This is a genomic window from Nocardia sp. NPDC046763, assembly GCF_040645495.1.
In the GTDB taxonomy this organism is placed as follows: Bacteria; Actinomycetota; Actinomycetes; order Mycobacteriales; family Mycobacteriaceae; genus Nocardia.
The window spans coordinates 187269-203356 of record NZ_JBEYYI010000010.1 but is presented as its reverse complement, the minus strand read 5'-3'; the positions used below and the strand labels follow the sequence as shown (position 1 = coordinate 203356).

14 protein-coding genes are annotated in these 16088 nt (G+C 66.8%); 13 read left to right on the top strand and 1 reads right to left on the bottom strand.

Translation table 11 applies throughout. From position 1 onward, the window contains the following. Positions 1–65: 65 nt before the first annotated feature. From ABZ909_RS18835 to ABZ909_RS18775, 13 genes are read left to right on the top strand one after another with little or no spacing between them, the layout of a single operon-like run. Positions 66–416, top strand: a complete 351-nt coding sequence (locus ABZ909_RS18835; protein WP_357001034.1) for a hypothetical protein — start codon at positions 66–68, stop codon at positions 414–416. Beyond that, the gene (locus ABZ909_RS18830; RefSeq protein WP_357001033.1) at positions 413–5812 is read left to right on the top strand and encodes a phage tail tape measure protein; all 5400 of its coding nucleotides are present in this window, start codon (positions 413–415) and stop codon (positions 5810–5812) included. Before ABZ909_RS18835 ends, ABZ909_RS18830 begins: the two co-directional genes overlap by 4 nt. After that, entirely contained in the window at positions 5809–6729 is a 921-nt protein-coding gene (locus tag ABZ909_RS18825) for a hypothetical protein (protein ID WP_357001031.1), read from the top strand. Before ABZ909_RS18830 ends, ABZ909_RS18825 begins: the two co-directional genes overlap by 4 nt. Then, positions 6717–8417, top strand: a complete 1701-nt coding sequence (locus ABZ909_RS18820; RefSeq protein ID WP_357001029.1) for a hypothetical protein — start codon at positions 6717–6719, stop codon at positions 8415–8417. The genes ABZ909_RS18825 and ABZ909_RS18820 overlap by 13 nt, the downstream gene beginning before the upstream one ends. A gap of 50 nt (positions 8418–8467) precedes the next feature. Next, positions 8468–9331 (top strand): hypothetical protein, encoded by an 864-nt coding sequence (locus tag ABZ909_RS18815; protein ID WP_357001027.1) that lies wholly within the window; start codon positions 8468–8470, stop codon positions 9329–9331. Positions 9332–9334: 3 nt separating this feature from the next. Next, a complete protein-coding gene (locus tag ABZ909_RS18810; RefSeq protein WP_357001025.1) occupies positions 9335–10723 on the top strand; it encodes a hypothetical protein in 1389 nt (462 codons plus the stop codon). 15 nt (positions 10724–10738) lie between these two features. After that, on the top strand, positions 10739–11626 hold the full coding sequence (locus ABZ909_RS18805; protein WP_357001023.1) for a DUF1906 domain-containing protein: 888 nt from the start codon (positions 10739–10741) through the stop codon (positions 11624–11626). Beyond that, positions 11623–11874, top strand: a complete 252-nt coding sequence (locus tag ABZ909_RS18800; protein ID WP_357001022.1) for a hypothetical protein — start codon at positions 11623–11625, stop codon at positions 11872–11874. The genes ABZ909_RS18805 and ABZ909_RS18800 overlap by 4 nt, the downstream gene beginning before the upstream one ends. Then, positions 11871–12239 carry a hypothetical protein gene (locus ABZ909_RS18795; RefSeq protein ID WP_357001020.1) on the top strand — a complete coding sequence of 123 codons (369 nt, stop codon included), beginning with the start codon at positions 11871–11873 and terminating at the stop codon, positions 12237–12239. The genes ABZ909_RS18800 and ABZ909_RS18795 overlap by 4 nt, the downstream gene beginning before the upstream one ends. Then, positions 12239–12670, top strand: coding sequence for a hypothetical protein (locus ABZ909_RS18790; RefSeq protein ID WP_357001018.1), 432 nt, complete (start codon positions 12239–12241; stop codon positions 12668–12670). Before ABZ909_RS18795 ends, ABZ909_RS18790 begins: the two co-directional genes overlap by 1 nt. A gap of 14 nt (positions 12671–12684) precedes the next feature. Further along, positions 12685–13278: a hypothetical protein gene (locus tag ABZ909_RS18785; RefSeq protein ID WP_357001016.1), complete on the top strand. Its 594-nt coding sequence runs from the start codon at positions 12685–12687 to the stop codon at positions 13276–13278. A gap of 33 nt (positions 13279–13311) precedes the next feature. Next, positions 13312–14280: an HNH endonuclease signature motif containing protein gene (locus ABZ909_RS18780; RefSeq protein WP_357001014.1), complete on the top strand. Its 969-nt coding sequence runs from the start codon at positions 13312–13314 to the stop codon at positions 14278–14280. A gap of 6 nt (positions 14281–14286) precedes the next feature. After that, positions 14287–15597 (top strand): hypothetical protein, encoded by a 1311-nt coding sequence (locus ABZ909_RS18775; RefSeq protein ID WP_357001012.1) that lies wholly within the window; start codon positions 14287–14289, stop codon positions 15595–15597. On the opposite strand, the gene ABZ909_RS18770 is transcribed toward ABZ909_RS18775, so the two are convergent. After that, on the bottom strand, positions 15594–15995 hold the full coding sequence (locus tag ABZ909_RS18770; RefSeq protein ID WP_357001010.1) for a hypothetical protein: 402 nt from the start codon (positions 15993–15995) through the stop codon (positions 15594–15596). The two genes, ABZ909_RS18775 and ABZ909_RS18770, sit on opposite strands and share 4 nt — an antisense overlap. Positions 15996–16088: the final 93 nt, after the last annotated feature.

Genomic DNA, 16088 nt, shown 5'->3' with positions numbered 1-16088 from the left:
AGCGCTACTACGGCCGACGGATCGCCGAATTCTGGCGGACCGTCGGCCCGCGCCATACCCGCGAGATGACCCCGCGCGAGCTGGTTGTGCTCGTGAACGAGCTGCCGTCGGACAGCCGGTTCAAACGCGGGCACTCGTCCAGCTGGACGCTGACCGAGCGGCTCATCGCCGCGAGCATCAACTTGCAGCACAGCCTGCGCGAGGACTACCGCAGCGCGCACGACGCGGATTACCACTTCACCCCGGTCGAGGCCCCCGAGCTCGAGCGAGACCGCCGCGCCCGCGAGGCCCAAGAACGGGCGGCGCAGCACCGAAACCAGCTCGCGCGCACCGCACTCGACCGGATCCTGTCCGGCGAATTGCAGATGACCGACATCGACGTCACCAAACCCATTGAGGAGGCACTCATCTCGTGAGCGCGGTCTATTTCGATATCGTCAGCCGGATCGTCGGCATGGAAGCCGCGGCGACCGAGGTGGTGTCGAAGGCCGCCCGCGCGGGCGAGCAGGCCGGAACCGGATTCGCCGACGCCTTCAAACAGAAGGTGCTCGGCACCAGCTCGGGCATGACGGCCTCGATGACCTCGCAGGTCAACGCCGCGACCTCGGCGCTGGAATCGGCCTCGGTTCGCGTGGTGAAAGCCAAGGACGCCGAGGCCGACGCCGCCGGGCGCGTCCGGATCGCCGAGAGCCAGCTCAACGATGCACGCCTGAAATACGCGGCCGACTCCACGAAAGTCGTTGCCGCCGAGGAACGCCTCGAGGCCGCCAAACGCAAGAACATCGCCGCCTCGGCCGATGTCGTTGCCGCGTCCGCGGGCGAGCAGCGGGCCCTGGAAACGCTGTCCGCTCGCCAGACCGAGGTCTCGGCGGCGGCGGGCGGTTTCGGATTCGCCATGAAGGCCGCGGCTGTCACCGGTGTCGGCGCCATGGGGCTAGCGATGGCCGAGGCCGTCAAGGTCGGCGGGGACTTCCAGTCCTCGCAGACCCAGCTCGTTACCACCGCGGGCGAGTCGAAGGATGCCCTGGCGGACGTGTCCAAGGGCCTGCTCGACATGTCGGGCCAGGTCGGCTACTCGGCGCAGGAGCTCTCGAAAGCCATGTACACCGTCGAGTCCGGCGGCTTCCACGGCGCGGACGGCCTCACGGTCATGAAGGCCGCCGCCCAGGGCGCGGCCCAGGAGCACGCCGACCTCAAGGAAGTCGTCGACGCCGTCACAACGACCTTGCAGGACTACCACATTCCCGCGTCGCAGGCTGCGGTCGTCACCGGCCAAATGGTCGCCGCCGTCTCGCACGGCAAGACGACGTTCGGCGAATTCACGGCCGCACTTGGCCAGGTGCAGGCATCGGCCGCGTCCGCGCATGTCCCGATCGACGACCTGTACGCCTCGCTGTCGCAGATGACGATTCACGGCATCTCCGCGCAGCAGGGCGCGCAGAACCTCAACCGCGCCATCACCACGCTGCAAAAGCCGTCCGCGGACATGACCACCGCGCTGGCCAACATCGGCATCAACGCCGCCGACCTCGGCGACAAGCTGTCCTCGCAAGGCCTGTCCGGCACGCTCGAGGAGATCTCGCGCGCGGTCATGGACCACATGGGGCCGGCCGGAAAGGTCATGGTCTCGGCATTCAACGAGTCCAAGGTCGCCGCCGACGATGTCGCCAAGGCCTATGCGGCGCTGCCCGACAAGCTGAAGAACATCGCGGACCAGGTCAAGGCGGGCGCGATCAAGCCGACGGTCGGCGCGCTCGAGGGCGCGGGCCTCAACCTCGACGAGGCCAACATCATTTCCCAGTACGCCCGCATGCAGGCCAAGGCGACCGGGCTGAACGCGAACCTGACGTCGCTGAAGAACTCCGACAAGACCTATCAGCAGATGATGATCGCCGCGACCGGCAACCAGGAATCCGCCCGCGTCGCAGCCAATCTCACCGGCGACGAGAACGCCAAGCAGGTCAACGAGACCCGCGCCGACATCACCGGCACTGGCACCGAAGGCCCGCAGGGCGACGTCAAAGGCTGGTCGGAGGTACAGGACACTTTCAACCAGAAGCTCAAGGAGACCAAGGCCGCCGTCGGTGCGTGGGCGATCGAGGGCGGAACGAAGCTGCTGCCCGTCGCCACGAAAATCCTTGAGGGCGTGCAGAGCACGGTCAATTGGCTCGGCCAGCACAAGGAGGCTTTCGCCTCGCTCGGACGCACCGTCGCCAGCGACGTCATGCCGATCGGCAGCAAATTCATCGACCTACTCAAGGACACCGGCCACTACCTCGGCGAGGCCGCCGGATTCCTCGAGCACCACAAGACCCTCACCAAGGACGTCATCAAGCTAGCCGTCGACCTCGGTGCGGCGTGGCTGGCCTGGAAGACCGCGACCGGCACGTTCTCGCTGGTCAAGTCTGGAATCAGCGGGATCAAGGACACGATTGGCGGCATCAAGACCGCCGCGACGGCCGCCAGCGGCGCATGGACCACGATCAGCAACGGCGCGAGCGGCGCGGCCCAGACCGTGCGGGACTACTGGAACTGGACCGGCAAATTCAAGGTCCAGGCGGTCAAGGATTTCGCCGCGACCAAGACCAGCGCGGTCGTCGAGTCCGCCCAGGCCGGCGGCGCGTGGCTCGTGCAGAGCGGAAAGGCCGCGGGCGGCTGGCTGGCCATGAAGGCCTCGGCCGCCGGCGCGTTCCTTGCGACGAAGGCGAGCGCGGCGATCAGCGCGGGCGAGACCGCGGCGGCGTGGGTCGCATCGCAGGTGAGCGCGGGCATGGGCTGGCTCGGCATGCAGGCCCAGGCCGTCGGCGCGTTCCTCGCCACCAAGGCGAGCGCGGTGATCAGCGCAGGCGAAACCGCGCTGGCCTGGACGGTCCAGAACGCCAAGATCGTTGCCTCGTTCGTGCTCGTCGAGGGCGCGGCCGTCGCGGCAGGCCTCGCTGAAAAGGGCATGGCCGCAGCGCAATGGCTGCTCAACGCAGCGATGGACGCCAACCCGATCGGACTGGTCGTCGCAGGTATCGCGGCACTGGTCGCGGGCGTGATTTATGCGTGGAACCATTTCGACTGGTTCCGAAACGGCCTCAAGGAGATCTGGAATTTCCTCTGGAAAGACCTGATCAAGCCGATCATCGGCCTCATCGTCGACTACATCAAGGTGTGGATCGAGATCGGGAAATTCCTGTACGAGCACGCCCTGAAACCGGCGTTCGATGGCATCAAAGACGGCCTCACCTCGGTGAAGGACGGATTCGGGCACGCCGTCGACTGGATCAAGGACAAGTGGGGGACGATCGAGAAAATCGTCGGTACCCCGGCCGTCGCGATCATCGATTTCGTGTACAACAACGGAATTGTCAAGTTGTGGAACGGAATTGCCGACGTGTTCCATCTCGGCAAGTTGAATCCCGTTGATACAGACAAGATTCCGCATTACGCCAGCGGCGGTGTGCATGGCGTGATGTCCGGCTACAGCCCGGGCGTCGACGACCGGCTCATCGCAGTCGGCGGTGGCGAGGCGATCATGCGCCCGGAGTGGACGCGCGCCGTCGGCGCCGACTATGTGCACGCCGCGAACGCGGCCGCGCGCACCGGCGGCGTGGGCGGTGTCCGCGATTTCCTCGGCGTCCCGCATTTCGACCTCGGCGGCATCGTCAGCGGCATTGGCGACGCGGTCGGCGATGCCGCGGGCTGGGTCAAGGACGCGGCGTCCACCGCGGTCGACGCTGCGAAGTTCGCCGCGAAGCTGGCCACCGATCCGCGCGGCGCGGTCCAGGACCTGTTCGCGGTGGTGCTCGACAAGGCCAAGGGCGCACCGGATGGCGGGTCCGACGGCGGCACCTCGGCCTGGCGCGACATGATGATCGGCATCCCGGGTCGGTTTGTCGACTCGGTGATCGACAAGGCCCTTGGCTTCGCCAAGTCCGCGCTCGGTCTCGGCAGCGGCAATGAGAAGTGGGTATCCGGCGCGGGTGCCGAGCAGTGGGCGCCCGTCATCGCCCAGGCCCTCGCCCTCGAAGGACTCCCAACCACGCCGGACTACATAGCGGCGTCCGAGGCCCAGATCATGACCGAATCCAGCGGCAACCCGAACATCGTCCAGCAGATCCAGGACGTGAACAGCGGCGGCAACGAAGGCCGCGGCCTGGTCCAGGTCACCCCGTCCACGGCGGCCGCGCTCGGCCTGGCCGACCTCGGCGGCAACATCTTCGACCCGCTGACCAACCTCCGGCTCGGCATGCGGTGGATCAAACAGCGCTACGGCGGCGACCTGCTCGGCGTTTGGGGCCACGGCCACGGCTACGCCGACGGCGGCATCGTCGGATTCGCCGAGGGCGGCATCGCCAAGTCCGGCCCCGAGGTCGCCCGCGACACGGTGCGCGACCACGTCTCGACCCCGTACGTCTGGGGCGGCAGCGACCTCACGGTCGGCGTGGACTGCTCCGGCCTCGTCGGCGACGCCATCCAGCTGGCGCAGGGCGTCGCGAATCCCACCGCGCGACTCGGCGATACGACCTCGATGCTGGCCGGGAAGTGGCCGGGCCTGATCCGCGGCGCCAGCGCCAGCGACGTATTCGCCATCGGCGCCAACGCCGATCACACCGCGATGACCGTCCTCGGCACGAACATGGAAGCCAGGACCACAGGCGAGAAAATCCGCTACGGCAGCAGCGCGGTCGGCGCATTCGATCCGCAGTTCACTGCCCAATTCCACGTGGACCCGGCCACGTTCAATCCGAAGTACGACCCGAACGCCAAGTCGACCCAGAGCAAGGCGGACGCGGCGGCGCAGAAGCTGCGCGACGCCGCCGACAAGGCCGACGCGGCTGCCACGAAAGAGGACCAGGCGGCCGCCGAACACGACAAGAAGGCGACCGACTGGGACCAGAAAGCCGCCCACGCCCAGGAACTCGCGGACAAGACGACCGGCGCCGCGCACGACAAGCACGTCGCCGCCGTTGCGGACTATCAGGCCAAGGCCAAGGCCGCGCGTGAGGCCGCGGACAAGTCGCGGCAGGAGGCGGACAAGCACCGCAAGACCGCCAGCGACGACCGGCAGAAGGCGCTCAACCCGACCACGACCAAGGGCAAGGGCAAGAACAGCACCGACAGCTCCAGTTCCGGCGGCCTGATGACCTTCCAGCAGTTCGCCGAGAAGGGCGCGGGCATCGCCGCGTCGGGGCTGCTGGAAACATTCGGCCTCGGCGACACCCTGCTCGCGGACCCGAACAAGTCGCCGCTGCTCAAGATCGCGGGCAGCCTCGGCAACCTCAAGGTGCAGGGCCAACCCGTTTTCATCAATCCCCTTGCGCCGCTGGGCACCAACGCCAGCCCGCAGACCCAGGCCGCGCCAGCCACCACCGCGGCCCCGGAGTCGACCGAGGTCCCGGAATCCACAGAGGCCCCCGAGTCCACCGAGGTGCCCGAATCGACGGAAGCACCGGAAATCGATGCCTCACCGGATATCTCCGCCGGTGTGGACGTCGACGCCGACCCGGGCACCCAGGCCATGCCCGACGACCTGCAACCGTCCGATCCCGACGCGCTGTCGAGCGATCTCGATGCCACGCACGATCTGGGCGGCCTGCTGCCGCCCGGGCTCAGCATCGTCAACAACAAGACCGGCGGGCACGAGTACGTCGTCAACCCGAAACTCGCCCCGGCCGAACAGCCGGGCGGCGGCATCAACTTCGGCCGCTCCGCGCCCGTGCTGCACATCGAGCACTGGCACGCCGCCGACCCGTCCGGCGGCCAGGCCGACGCCCGCGCCATCGCGCGCGAGCTGGCCCCGTACGCAGGATCGATCTCCCGATGAGCACGCTGATCACACCCTCGTCCCCGCCGACGGCCTGGGCGCTGCAATCGCTGCTGTCCGGCGCGGACTCGATCATCACCTGGTACGGGTCCGACGGCGGACTGTGGCCGATCTCCGGCGGCATGGCACCGATGCCCCCCGCTGACGGCGTGCAGCTTCTCGACATCAAGGGCCTGCACGGGCCCGTCAAGCACGTCGACCAGCAGGGCGCGCACCAAGACGGCGTGACCTGGCTGGACGCCACCTACGACGCCCTCGAACTCGACATGACGATCTCGGTGTTCGGACGCGACGCGGTCCACCGCCGCCGTGTGTTCCGCCGCTGGCTGGCCGGGTGGGAGCCGCGCAAGACCGGCCGCTTGGTGTGGTTCACCTCCGACACCGGGCATTGGTGGCTCGATCTGAGGTTGTTCCAAGAGCCGCGCGACGTCATCAAGGCCGGTGACGCGGCCTCGATCACGATGCCGTGGGCGGCCCGCGCGGACTTCCCGTTCTGGTGCTCGTTCGACTCGGTCTCGACCAAGCTGGTCGCGTCGAACTCGACCACGCTCGCGGATCCAGCGGGCAAGGCGCCGGCAAATTTCTTGCAGAACTGGAACAGGGGCGACCAGGACGGCTGGCCCGTGGTCCTGTTGCAGGGCCCGGGCACTTTCACGCTGGGCGACAACGGCGGACCGCGGCGGATCACGCTGCCGCTCACCAGTGGTGAGCTCGCCCGGGTGACGACCATCCCGAACAAGCGGACCGTCGTCGAGGTCAACACCGGCGCGAACATCTATCCCCGCTTGGTCGGCCGGTTCTCCACCGCGGTGCCGGCGGGCGCGGTGGTGCGCAACCCGATCACTGTGACCGGCGCGCAGTCGGGCGTGACTTCGGCGCTCAGCACGCTCACACCGTGGCGGCGGTGGCCGGAATGACCGGGCCCATGGACCTCACCGCGACGCCCAGCTGGGCCGCGCTCGACCGCGCGAATGCTCTGGCCGCGCCGCAGGATGAGCCGCTGGGTCGTGGTCTGCTCGTGGTCACCTACTACGACCCCGCCGGGCGGCCGCTGGGGGAGTGCGGCGACTACATCTCGGTCACCTTCACCCCGAAACGCAACGCCATCAGCCCGGGCACCATCGTGCTCAAGGACAGCGACCCGCTCGTCGCGATCGCCGAGAACTGCTACTACACAGTCGTTCCGATCACGATCACGATGCCCTCGGGCTGGCGCTGGTCCGGCCGCGTGGACACCAGCACCGACGACATGGTCAAGGGCGTCGGCACCACGACGTTGCAGCTGATCAGCGACTACTGCTGGTTCTCGTCGCTGCTGGTCTTCCCGGCCTGGTGGATGCCGATCCAAGCCCAGATCCCGAAAGAGGCCACGTTCGTCGGGCCCGCGGTTACCAACATTAAGGAGCTGATCGCCGAGCAGATCCTGCGGCAGTCCGGATTGATCGGCGCGGCACTGGAATTCATCGGCAACATCCTGAATCCACCCGCCTACCTCGGCAGCATCCTCGACTTCGAGGGCCTGCCGCTGTTCGTGGTGCCGACGAATCCGCTAACCGACACCTCGAAGTGGACCGCGATCACGTGCAAGATGACGACGATCTCGGCCGCCGTCGAGCAGACCCTCAAGGACTGCGGTCTGGTCCTCACCGCGGACCTGTGGCTGCCGGGCGACCCGCAGCCCGCCGCCGACTGGGGCATCACCCTCACTGCGCCCGTCATCGTCATCGACGTCAAGGACTACAGCGGCGTCACGGGTCTCACGGGCACGATGCTCGATGGCCTGATCGGCGGCGTCGTCGATCTGCTCGACACGGTGCTCGGCGAAATCCTCTCCCTCGTCGCCGGATTGAACGTTTCCGATGGCGACTCGACGAACGCCACCAATCCGTACGGCAACGGGATCCTCGCGCAGCTGCTCGGCCTCGACGCCAAACCCCCATGGGTCGTCTACGAGGACGGCCCGCGCTCGGGCATCGAAGAATCCCACATCACCGCGCACCATCCGCTCGCCTACCGCATGGTGACGGGCGGCAAATCGCCTGATTGGGTGAACAAGGGCATCGACTTGGTTTTGGAATACGGGCTGAGCTTGCTGCTGGCGGCCTTCGGTGCGAGCGGCATCGCCAGCACGCTGCTCGATGGCCTGTTCGACAATGTCTTCTTGGCGTATCAGCAGCTCGAGGACGAGCTGCGGCGTATCCGAGGTGGGCGGTTCATGCGCCCGGAGTTCTGGGCGCAAGGCGGATCCGCCGCCTACACCCTCGATGCGCAGGTGATCCTTGAGTCCGCGCTGTGGGATACGCGCGGCTACCACAGTTTCCAGCTGATCACCCAGAACGAGCGCCCGTACTCGTTCGGCGGCGAGCTGTTCGGGCGCAGGTACGGCGACTACGGCATCGGGTTCCCAGTCTCCTGGGTTCGCAAGGGCCGCATCTACACCGACTACACGACCGAAGCCACCATCACCGACGACCGCAGCCACCGCATCGAAATCGTCGCGAAGATCGGCGACCAGTCCGCGGTCGAAAGTCCGTGGGCAAAGCTCATGCGCCGCATCGGATCCCTCTACGACGTCGTCAAAGCCGCCGCCCTGGCGCAGAACTAGCAGGAGTCGAATTGACCGCGCCAACAATGGTTTTGAACCCCGATGGCTCGATGACGTGGACCGGCACGGTCTACCTGATGAACATCGACGACATCGCCAAGACCGGTGTCGCGACCCTCACCCTCACCCCGGCCGGCGGGTGGGGAAACCTGCCGGTGCTCGCCCAGGGCTCGCCCGGACTGCCACCGATCATCGACTCGGTCTCGATGACCACGCTCGACCCGGCCACCGTACCGACGCCGTCGCAGTCCGCGACCCTCAACCTCGTCGACCCGGGCGGCCCGGGCCAGGCCGCGCACTACACGCTCGCGCTCTCGCTGCTCAAGGGCGCGACCGGGACCACCGGCGCGACTGGTCACATCCTCGGCAGCTCGGATTTCTCGAATTCGCCAGCGAACGGCCAGGTTCCGGTCTACAACTCGATCGGCGGCCTGGTCGCCTGGACCACCATTCACCCGGTCACCCCGTATTACGTGCTGCCCGGGACCGCGTTCACCGCGCTCTCGGAATCCGCCTCGGGCGCACGCGATATCGTCGCCGCTCTCACCATCCCCGCGCAGACCTACAACTACCGGCCGCGGATCTCCGGCGACCTCGAGGTGACCGGCGCGACCGGCATGCGGATCGACGCCGAGGTGCGCATGAACACCCAGGCCACCGCCGACGCCACGATCTCGACCAGCGGCACGCTCATCGGCTACGGCCGCGGCATGGAATCCGCGCTGGCCGTACACCTCAACATCACACCGTATTTCGGCGCCGCGATGGCACCGACGGACAGCGCCCCGGCGGCCGTCGTCACCGCGGGCACCGTGCAGCGCATCGTCCTCACCGCGGTCCGCCAATACGGCTCGGCCGCCTGGACCACCTCGCAGACGCTCGGCGAGCTCCGCATCGCTCTGGATGCGGTCTAACCGATGGCGCTATCTCCGCAGTTCTTCTCCGGCGTCGGCGAAGCCATGAAAGACCTGCTGCTGGCCAACGTTTGCGCGGCGGTCGGCGGCGTCGACATCAACATTTTCGGTGTCGACCTGCACCCGTTCTGGTTCCTCAATGACTGGGCGACGAACCTGCGCAACGACGCCAACACCGCCATCCACAACTCAGTGACCATCGCCTCCGGCATCAACGGATCCGGAAACACCGATCCCGCCGCCGTCAGCGGAACGGTAACCGGCATGAAGAACACCGACAAGGCGAACTCGTCGGCGATTGCCTCGCTCACCGCAACGAATAACCAGGCGGAAACGGGTGGTACGTCATTCGGTGACAACTTCTCGGTCGACACCACGGCGCTGGGCAACCTCGGGCCGAACTGGACCGAATTCGCAGTGGGCACCGTCGGTTCGATGATCGCTACCGGCGGTCAAGCCCAGCTCACCAGCGGAAGCAGCGGCGGGCGGTGCATCTCGATCTACACCGCGGCGACCACGCTCACCGATGACCAATCTGTTGCCGTGGTTCTCGGCGACCAGTCCCACGCCGACGCACACGACGTCACTGTGATTTGTCGATCCTCGGCGACTGCGGACCGCTTCGTGTACGGCAATGTCTACAGCGGCACCGCGTATTTGGGATTCGCAACGCTTACTGGCGGCGCTCTGACACCGAACGACTGGATCCCGGTACCACTGACCGGTGTTGTGCCGGGCATGACCTTGGAACTGCGAGCCCAGGGCTCGACGTATCGGCTCTACCTCGCTGGAACCCTGATTGCCTCGCATACCGATGCCAGCAACCAGCACCCCGTCGACTCGTCGCACCGTTTCACCGGCATCGGCGAAACCTTCGGAAGCTTCAACTTGCACAGCTTCAATGCGAGCGACTTGTCGTCACCGCCGATCGTGGGAACAGGGTGGTCAATCGTTCGGTCGGCCACTGGCTCGATATCCATCGGTTCGAGCGCATCGCCAGCCCAGATGCCGGCCGGAACCTTCGATACCGACACCGTCAGCAACGTCACGATCGAGAACGCCACCGACCTCGGCCAAGGCGTCGTCAAATGCACGAAACCCGGCTGGTACACGATCTCGATGCGTTTCAGCTTCACGGCTTCCGGGGGCAGCAACGACTTGATGCCGGTTTTGTATGCCGGGACCAATAAGACATCGCTGGCACCGGTACAGCGAGGCAGCGACGGGACCGGAAACGCTCAGGCAACGCAGTCGACGTTCGTGCAATTCGTCCCTGCCAACAGCTACGTCGCCGCCGGCCTGATCACCACCGGAGGCAGCTCGGTCCAGGGCTGGCCAGACGGCTCGTTCACCTATTTCAACGGGGTCTTGTGCAGCGGCCCCGGACAGTGAAAACGGAGGTACTCAATGGTTCTCGGACTCGACTACGCGGGCGGCAGACCCAATGCCGCCGAAATACGCACTAGCGGATACGCATTCGTCGTCCGCTACCTATCCGACGGAGGCCCCGGCCTGCCAGGCAAGCTGCTCACCCCGGACGAGGCCGACGCGTTGCGCGCCGCGGGCGTCGACATCGTCGCGAACTGGGAAACGACCGCGGCCCGCATGCTCGACGGCTATGACGCTGGCGCCGCCGACGCGACCGTCGCGCTCGCGCAGGTCCTCGCCTGCGGCGGCCGCCGTGACCGCCCGATCTATTTCAGCGCCGATTTCGATGCCGCCCCCGAGCAGCAGGACGCCATCAACGCGTACCTCACTGGTGCGGCCTCGGTGCTCGGCAAGCCGAATGTCGGCATCTACGGGGGATTCTGGCCGGTCTCCCGCGCGCTCGACGCGGGCACCGCGGCGTGGGCGTGGCAGACCGACGCCTGGTCCGGCGGCCAGCGTGACCCGCGCGCCCAGCTGCACCAGCGCATCGAAACCGTCGTGATCGATGGCATCGAGTGCGACGTCAACGAGGCCAACGCCACCGATTTCGGCCAATGGTCGTATACCCCAACACCGGAAAGCGAGACCGCCATGACCCCCGAACAGGCACAACAGCTGCAAGAGATCTGGGACCAGCTCCGCGGACCGAACGGCGCGGGCTGGCAGCAGCTCGGCCAGACCGCAGGCGGCGCGGCCCTCACCCCGGTGGACGCCCTCGCTGCGCTCGAGCAGCGCGTCGGCGAGATCGCCGAAGGCATGCGGACCGCCCTCGACCAGATCGGCAAGATTGCCGCCGCCGTCGCGACGCTGCCAGGCCTGACCTTGCCCGCTGTTCCTGCGGACGCTCCGAAGGTGGTGGCCCCGTGAGTATCTCGCAGTACTCGAAGACCGCGATCTCGATCTCGGGCGGCGTCGTGGCGTGGGGGACCGAGACTGCCACGCTGCTCGAGCTGGTGCCCGACAAGCGCGCGGCCGCGGTCGCCGCCGCCCTGCTGTTCGTCGTCCATTCGGTGCAGAGCTTCGGCGTGTGGCTCACGAAGAACGAGCCGATGCTCGAACAGGTCGCCGCCGAGGCCGAGGCCGCGTTCTCCCCGGACCACGCGGCCGCCTCATGAGCTGGGCCTCAATCGGGCAGACTGTCGCCGGAATCGTCGGCGGCGCTGGCGGTGTCGAAGGCATCCGCTGGCTACGCGGCCGCAGCGGCGACAAGGCTCAGACCGACGTCAATCACGCCGCCTCCTATAACCAGTTGGCACAGGCGGTCTCGACCTTGTCGACCGCGTTCTCCGATCTACAGGCGAGATTCGATGCCGCCGAGGAGAAGATGAGCGGCTACCGGCAGGCTCAGTCCAGGCTCGAGAACCTGCTGCGGCACGCCATCGAGGTCGTCCGCGACTGCCTCGACATCCTGCGCGAGCACGACATCCCCGCGCCCGCCATGTCCGACGAGCTGCTCGCCGAAATCACGACCGGCACCTAATGTCCTCGATCCTGATAGTCCGCGACGTCCTCGCCGCGGACGGCTCCCGCATGCCCACACAAGGCCAGTTCATCGACTCGGCCGACCTCGCGCGATATCAGGCGTACGGCTGGCGACTGCCCTACGGCGCGCCCGGCATCCCGGCCACGCCCGCGCAGCTCTACGACGGATTCATCAAGTCGCCCACCGATATCGACCCCTGGACTTTCGACTGGTCCGAGGAACTCGCCAGCGGCGAAACCATCACCGCCAGCAGCTTCATCGTCATCTCCGGCCTGACCCTGACGTCGGCCGCACACACCGCGACGACCGCCACGATCTTGGTATCGGGCGGGACTCTCGGCACCACCTACCTGGTCACCAACCGAGTCGCCACCAGCACAGGGCGGCAACTGGATTGTTCCTTCCAGGTCACTATCGCCCAGCAATAGGAGAGGGAAAACCCATGTCCGACGACGTTTTCGCCTGGCACGCCAGCTGCGAAATCCACAAGTACTTCGCCGAGACCGCGGCCGCCATGACCGCGCACCTGGGCCACGAGCCCGAAGGCCACGAGATCGCCGAGCTCGTCGCCGCCGGCCTTTTCGCGCCCGACGACATCCACGTCGAAGACGGCAACCTGCTCACCACCGCGGGCCTGGGCCGCCTGACCGCCCTGTTCGAAGGTGCGGGCGGCGCGGTGTTCAACAACGCGCAGGCCATCATCGGTGTCGGATCCTCGTCCACTGCGGCCGTTGTCGGCGACACCGCGCTCGGCGGCAACGGCTCGACCACCACCGCCTATTACCAGGGTGCGGACGCCAGCTACCCAACCCAGTCCGGCGGAACGATCACGGTGAACTCGACCTTCGGCACCGGCAACGCGAATTTCGCCTGGAACGAATGGTGCCTCGGGATCGCGACCGGCACCCTCACCGCGGGCGGCACACTGGCCTCGGTCGGTACCTCGCCGCTGATGTTTAACCACAAGGTAGCAAGCTTGGGCACCAAGAGCTCTGGTGCGATCTGGACATTACAAGCGACCTGCACGATTCAATAGTCTTCCTTTGTTGTGAGCAACTAGGATGTGGGAGTGAGTAAACCTCCCATGGACGGCAGGCTTGCAGACGCGGACTGGCTTGCGGCGCAGTATGCCTACAGCTCAGTTCGCGCGATTGCCAAAGAGATTGGCTGCTCAACTCCTACGGTTCGCTACTGGATGCGGAAGCATGGAATCGAATCTAGGGGGACCGAATGGTCGGTCAAAAGGTGCGACTCCTGCGGCGTGGAGTTCGATCCGAACGGGCCATCTCAGAAGAGGTGTGATCGATGTAGGTATCGGGCCGACAATCGACTCAAGTTCCCGCAACTCCGCGATGAGAAGTGGCTGCGTGCCAAGTACGACTCTGGTCTGTCGACCATTCAGATCGCAGAGGAAATCGGCTGCACGCCGTCGAACGTGCAACTTTGGATGCGTCGACTAGGTATCAAAGCGCGTGGTCGATGGTCGGGGCGATGGAAGGCAAAGCGGTGCGAGCGATGCAGGCGTGAATACGTGCCTTCTGGGCCATCGCAACGATTCTGTTCGATGAAATGCCAGGCTGGACAACAGGAGTGTGAACAGTGCGGGGAGCTTTTCAACCTCACGCCGCCCTCCAGGCGCGGCAGTGCCGTATACCCGCGCAAGTACTGTTCGGCCACGTGTTTCAAGGCAAGTCTGTCGGAGCGCGCAACCAACCGCTACGTAAACCAAGGTGGGTATGTAGTCATCCCCGATCCCACCATGCATCGGTCGCTCAACGACACCGGCTATGTACGCATCAATGTTGGCGACCGTGGGGGCCGGAACGGTGGCCGGGTTCTCGAACACCGCTGGGTGATGGAACAACACCTGGGGCGGAAGCTCTTCAAACACGAGAACGTCCACCACATCAACGGCGACAAGACCGACAACCGGCTCGAAAACCTTGAGCTCTGGACTACCTCGCAGCCGTCAGGCCAACGAGTAGAGGAGAAAATCGCGTGGGCGAGAGCATTTCTGGCGCAGTACGACGATCTGTGAGCTGACGTGGCGATAGCCCTGCGGGGGACGGCGACGACCGGCTCCACCACGATCACGGCACCGACCGGCGTGGCGAATGGTGACCTGCTCATCTTCACCACGATCGCGGCATCGGGCACCACGATCACTGTGCCGACCGGCTGGACAGTGGTCCGCAATGTCACGGCGGGCGGCGGCTTCTCGAATATCCGGCTCGTCGTGGCCTACCTGGCATGGACAACCGGCGGCGCGACCAGCTGGTCGCTGACCGGCGCGACGTACAACGTGTGCGCGGCCTATTCCGGTGTATCCACAGGCACTCCACTAGTTGTGGAGAACTACACCACCGCCAGCGCGAGCACGATCGCCACACCCACCGTCAACAACACCAACAGCAGCGGCTGGCGCATCGCGGTCTGGGGTGCGAACAACGGGTTCAACAACTCGATCAATGGCGCGTGGGCGACCTTCAGCCCCGCCGACACGCGGCGGGGAGCGTCGAACTCGTCGAGCTTCGCGATCGCGCTCACTGACTCCAACGCCACCGTCGGCACCGGCAACACCACGGTCACAGGCACCGTGCCGGACGCGGCCTCGTCGAACGGCATCTCGGCCGCCTGGATCGGCATCCTCAACCCGTCCGGCGTCGCGACACCGGACACCGATACAGGGACCGGCGCGGACGCCGCCACGCTCGCCCTGCCGAACACCGAGACCGCGACCGGCGCCGACACCGGGGCGGTCACCGCGAAGGAATTCGGTACCGACACCGCCACAGGCCTCGACGCCGCGCAGATCACCACGCCGAGCATGGACGGCGCGGTGGGAGCGGAGTCGGCGGCCGTGAGCAGTCCGACCGCCGAGACGGCGGCCGCCGCCGACGCCGCAGCTGTGGGGCAGCAGGGCGGCGACACCGCGGTCGGGTCGGAAGCCGCGACGATCTCCGTGTTCGTCGCCTCACCGCCCGACAGCGGGACCGCCAGCGATTCCGCTCAGCTGATCATCGCCGGGACCGACTCGGCGGCTGGATCCGAATCCGCAGCGGTCAGGGCGTCCCAACCCGCCGCGGACACCGGCACCGGTGCCGACGCAGCCGTCATCGCGCTCGTCATGCCGACAGCGGATTCGGCGGCCGCCGCCGACGCCGCAGTCGTCCGCGTCAACATCACCAGCGCCGACGCGGCCGCCAGTACCGATGCCGCCGCGATCCATCTCGCCGGATCCGACACCGCGGCCGCCGCGGACTCAGCGATCACCCGGCACGCCGGCCGGGGCGTTCCGCAGCAGCTGCGCCTCATCAAGGTCATCCCCAGACTTCCGGTCTGGACCGGGCCCTAGTTCGCAGGGATCTTCCAGCAGTCCGCGTTGCTCGCGCCGTTGAGCATCACGGTCACCATGGCCGGGCTGACCGTCCCGGTCGGAAACGGCGGAGTCAGCTCGAAATCCGCGACGTAGTGCGCGTCCTGAGCCGCCGGCGCCACATGGCAATGTGCGCTGTTGTCCGCCGGCACGCAACTACCGCGGCCATCGGTCCCGTGCTTCTCGAACACGCCGCCGATGTCCGCGCACGACACCCCGGCCGGGGCCGTCGCGCCCAGGTCGAGCGGATCCGGGGCGGCGGCGGTAGTCGGCGCGGCCGCAGCTGCGGCAGCCGGGTGCGCATCGTGGCTATCGGATCCGCATCCAGCGAGCAGCGGCAGGGCAAGAACGGCAGCGAACAAGGCAGCAGTCTTCATGAATTCCCCTCGTGTTGGCGGCGACGCTACGGTGCCCCGAGGTTGCCCGTCCAGATGTGCGGCGGAACTCTGCACGATTGGTCAGTCAGCCGC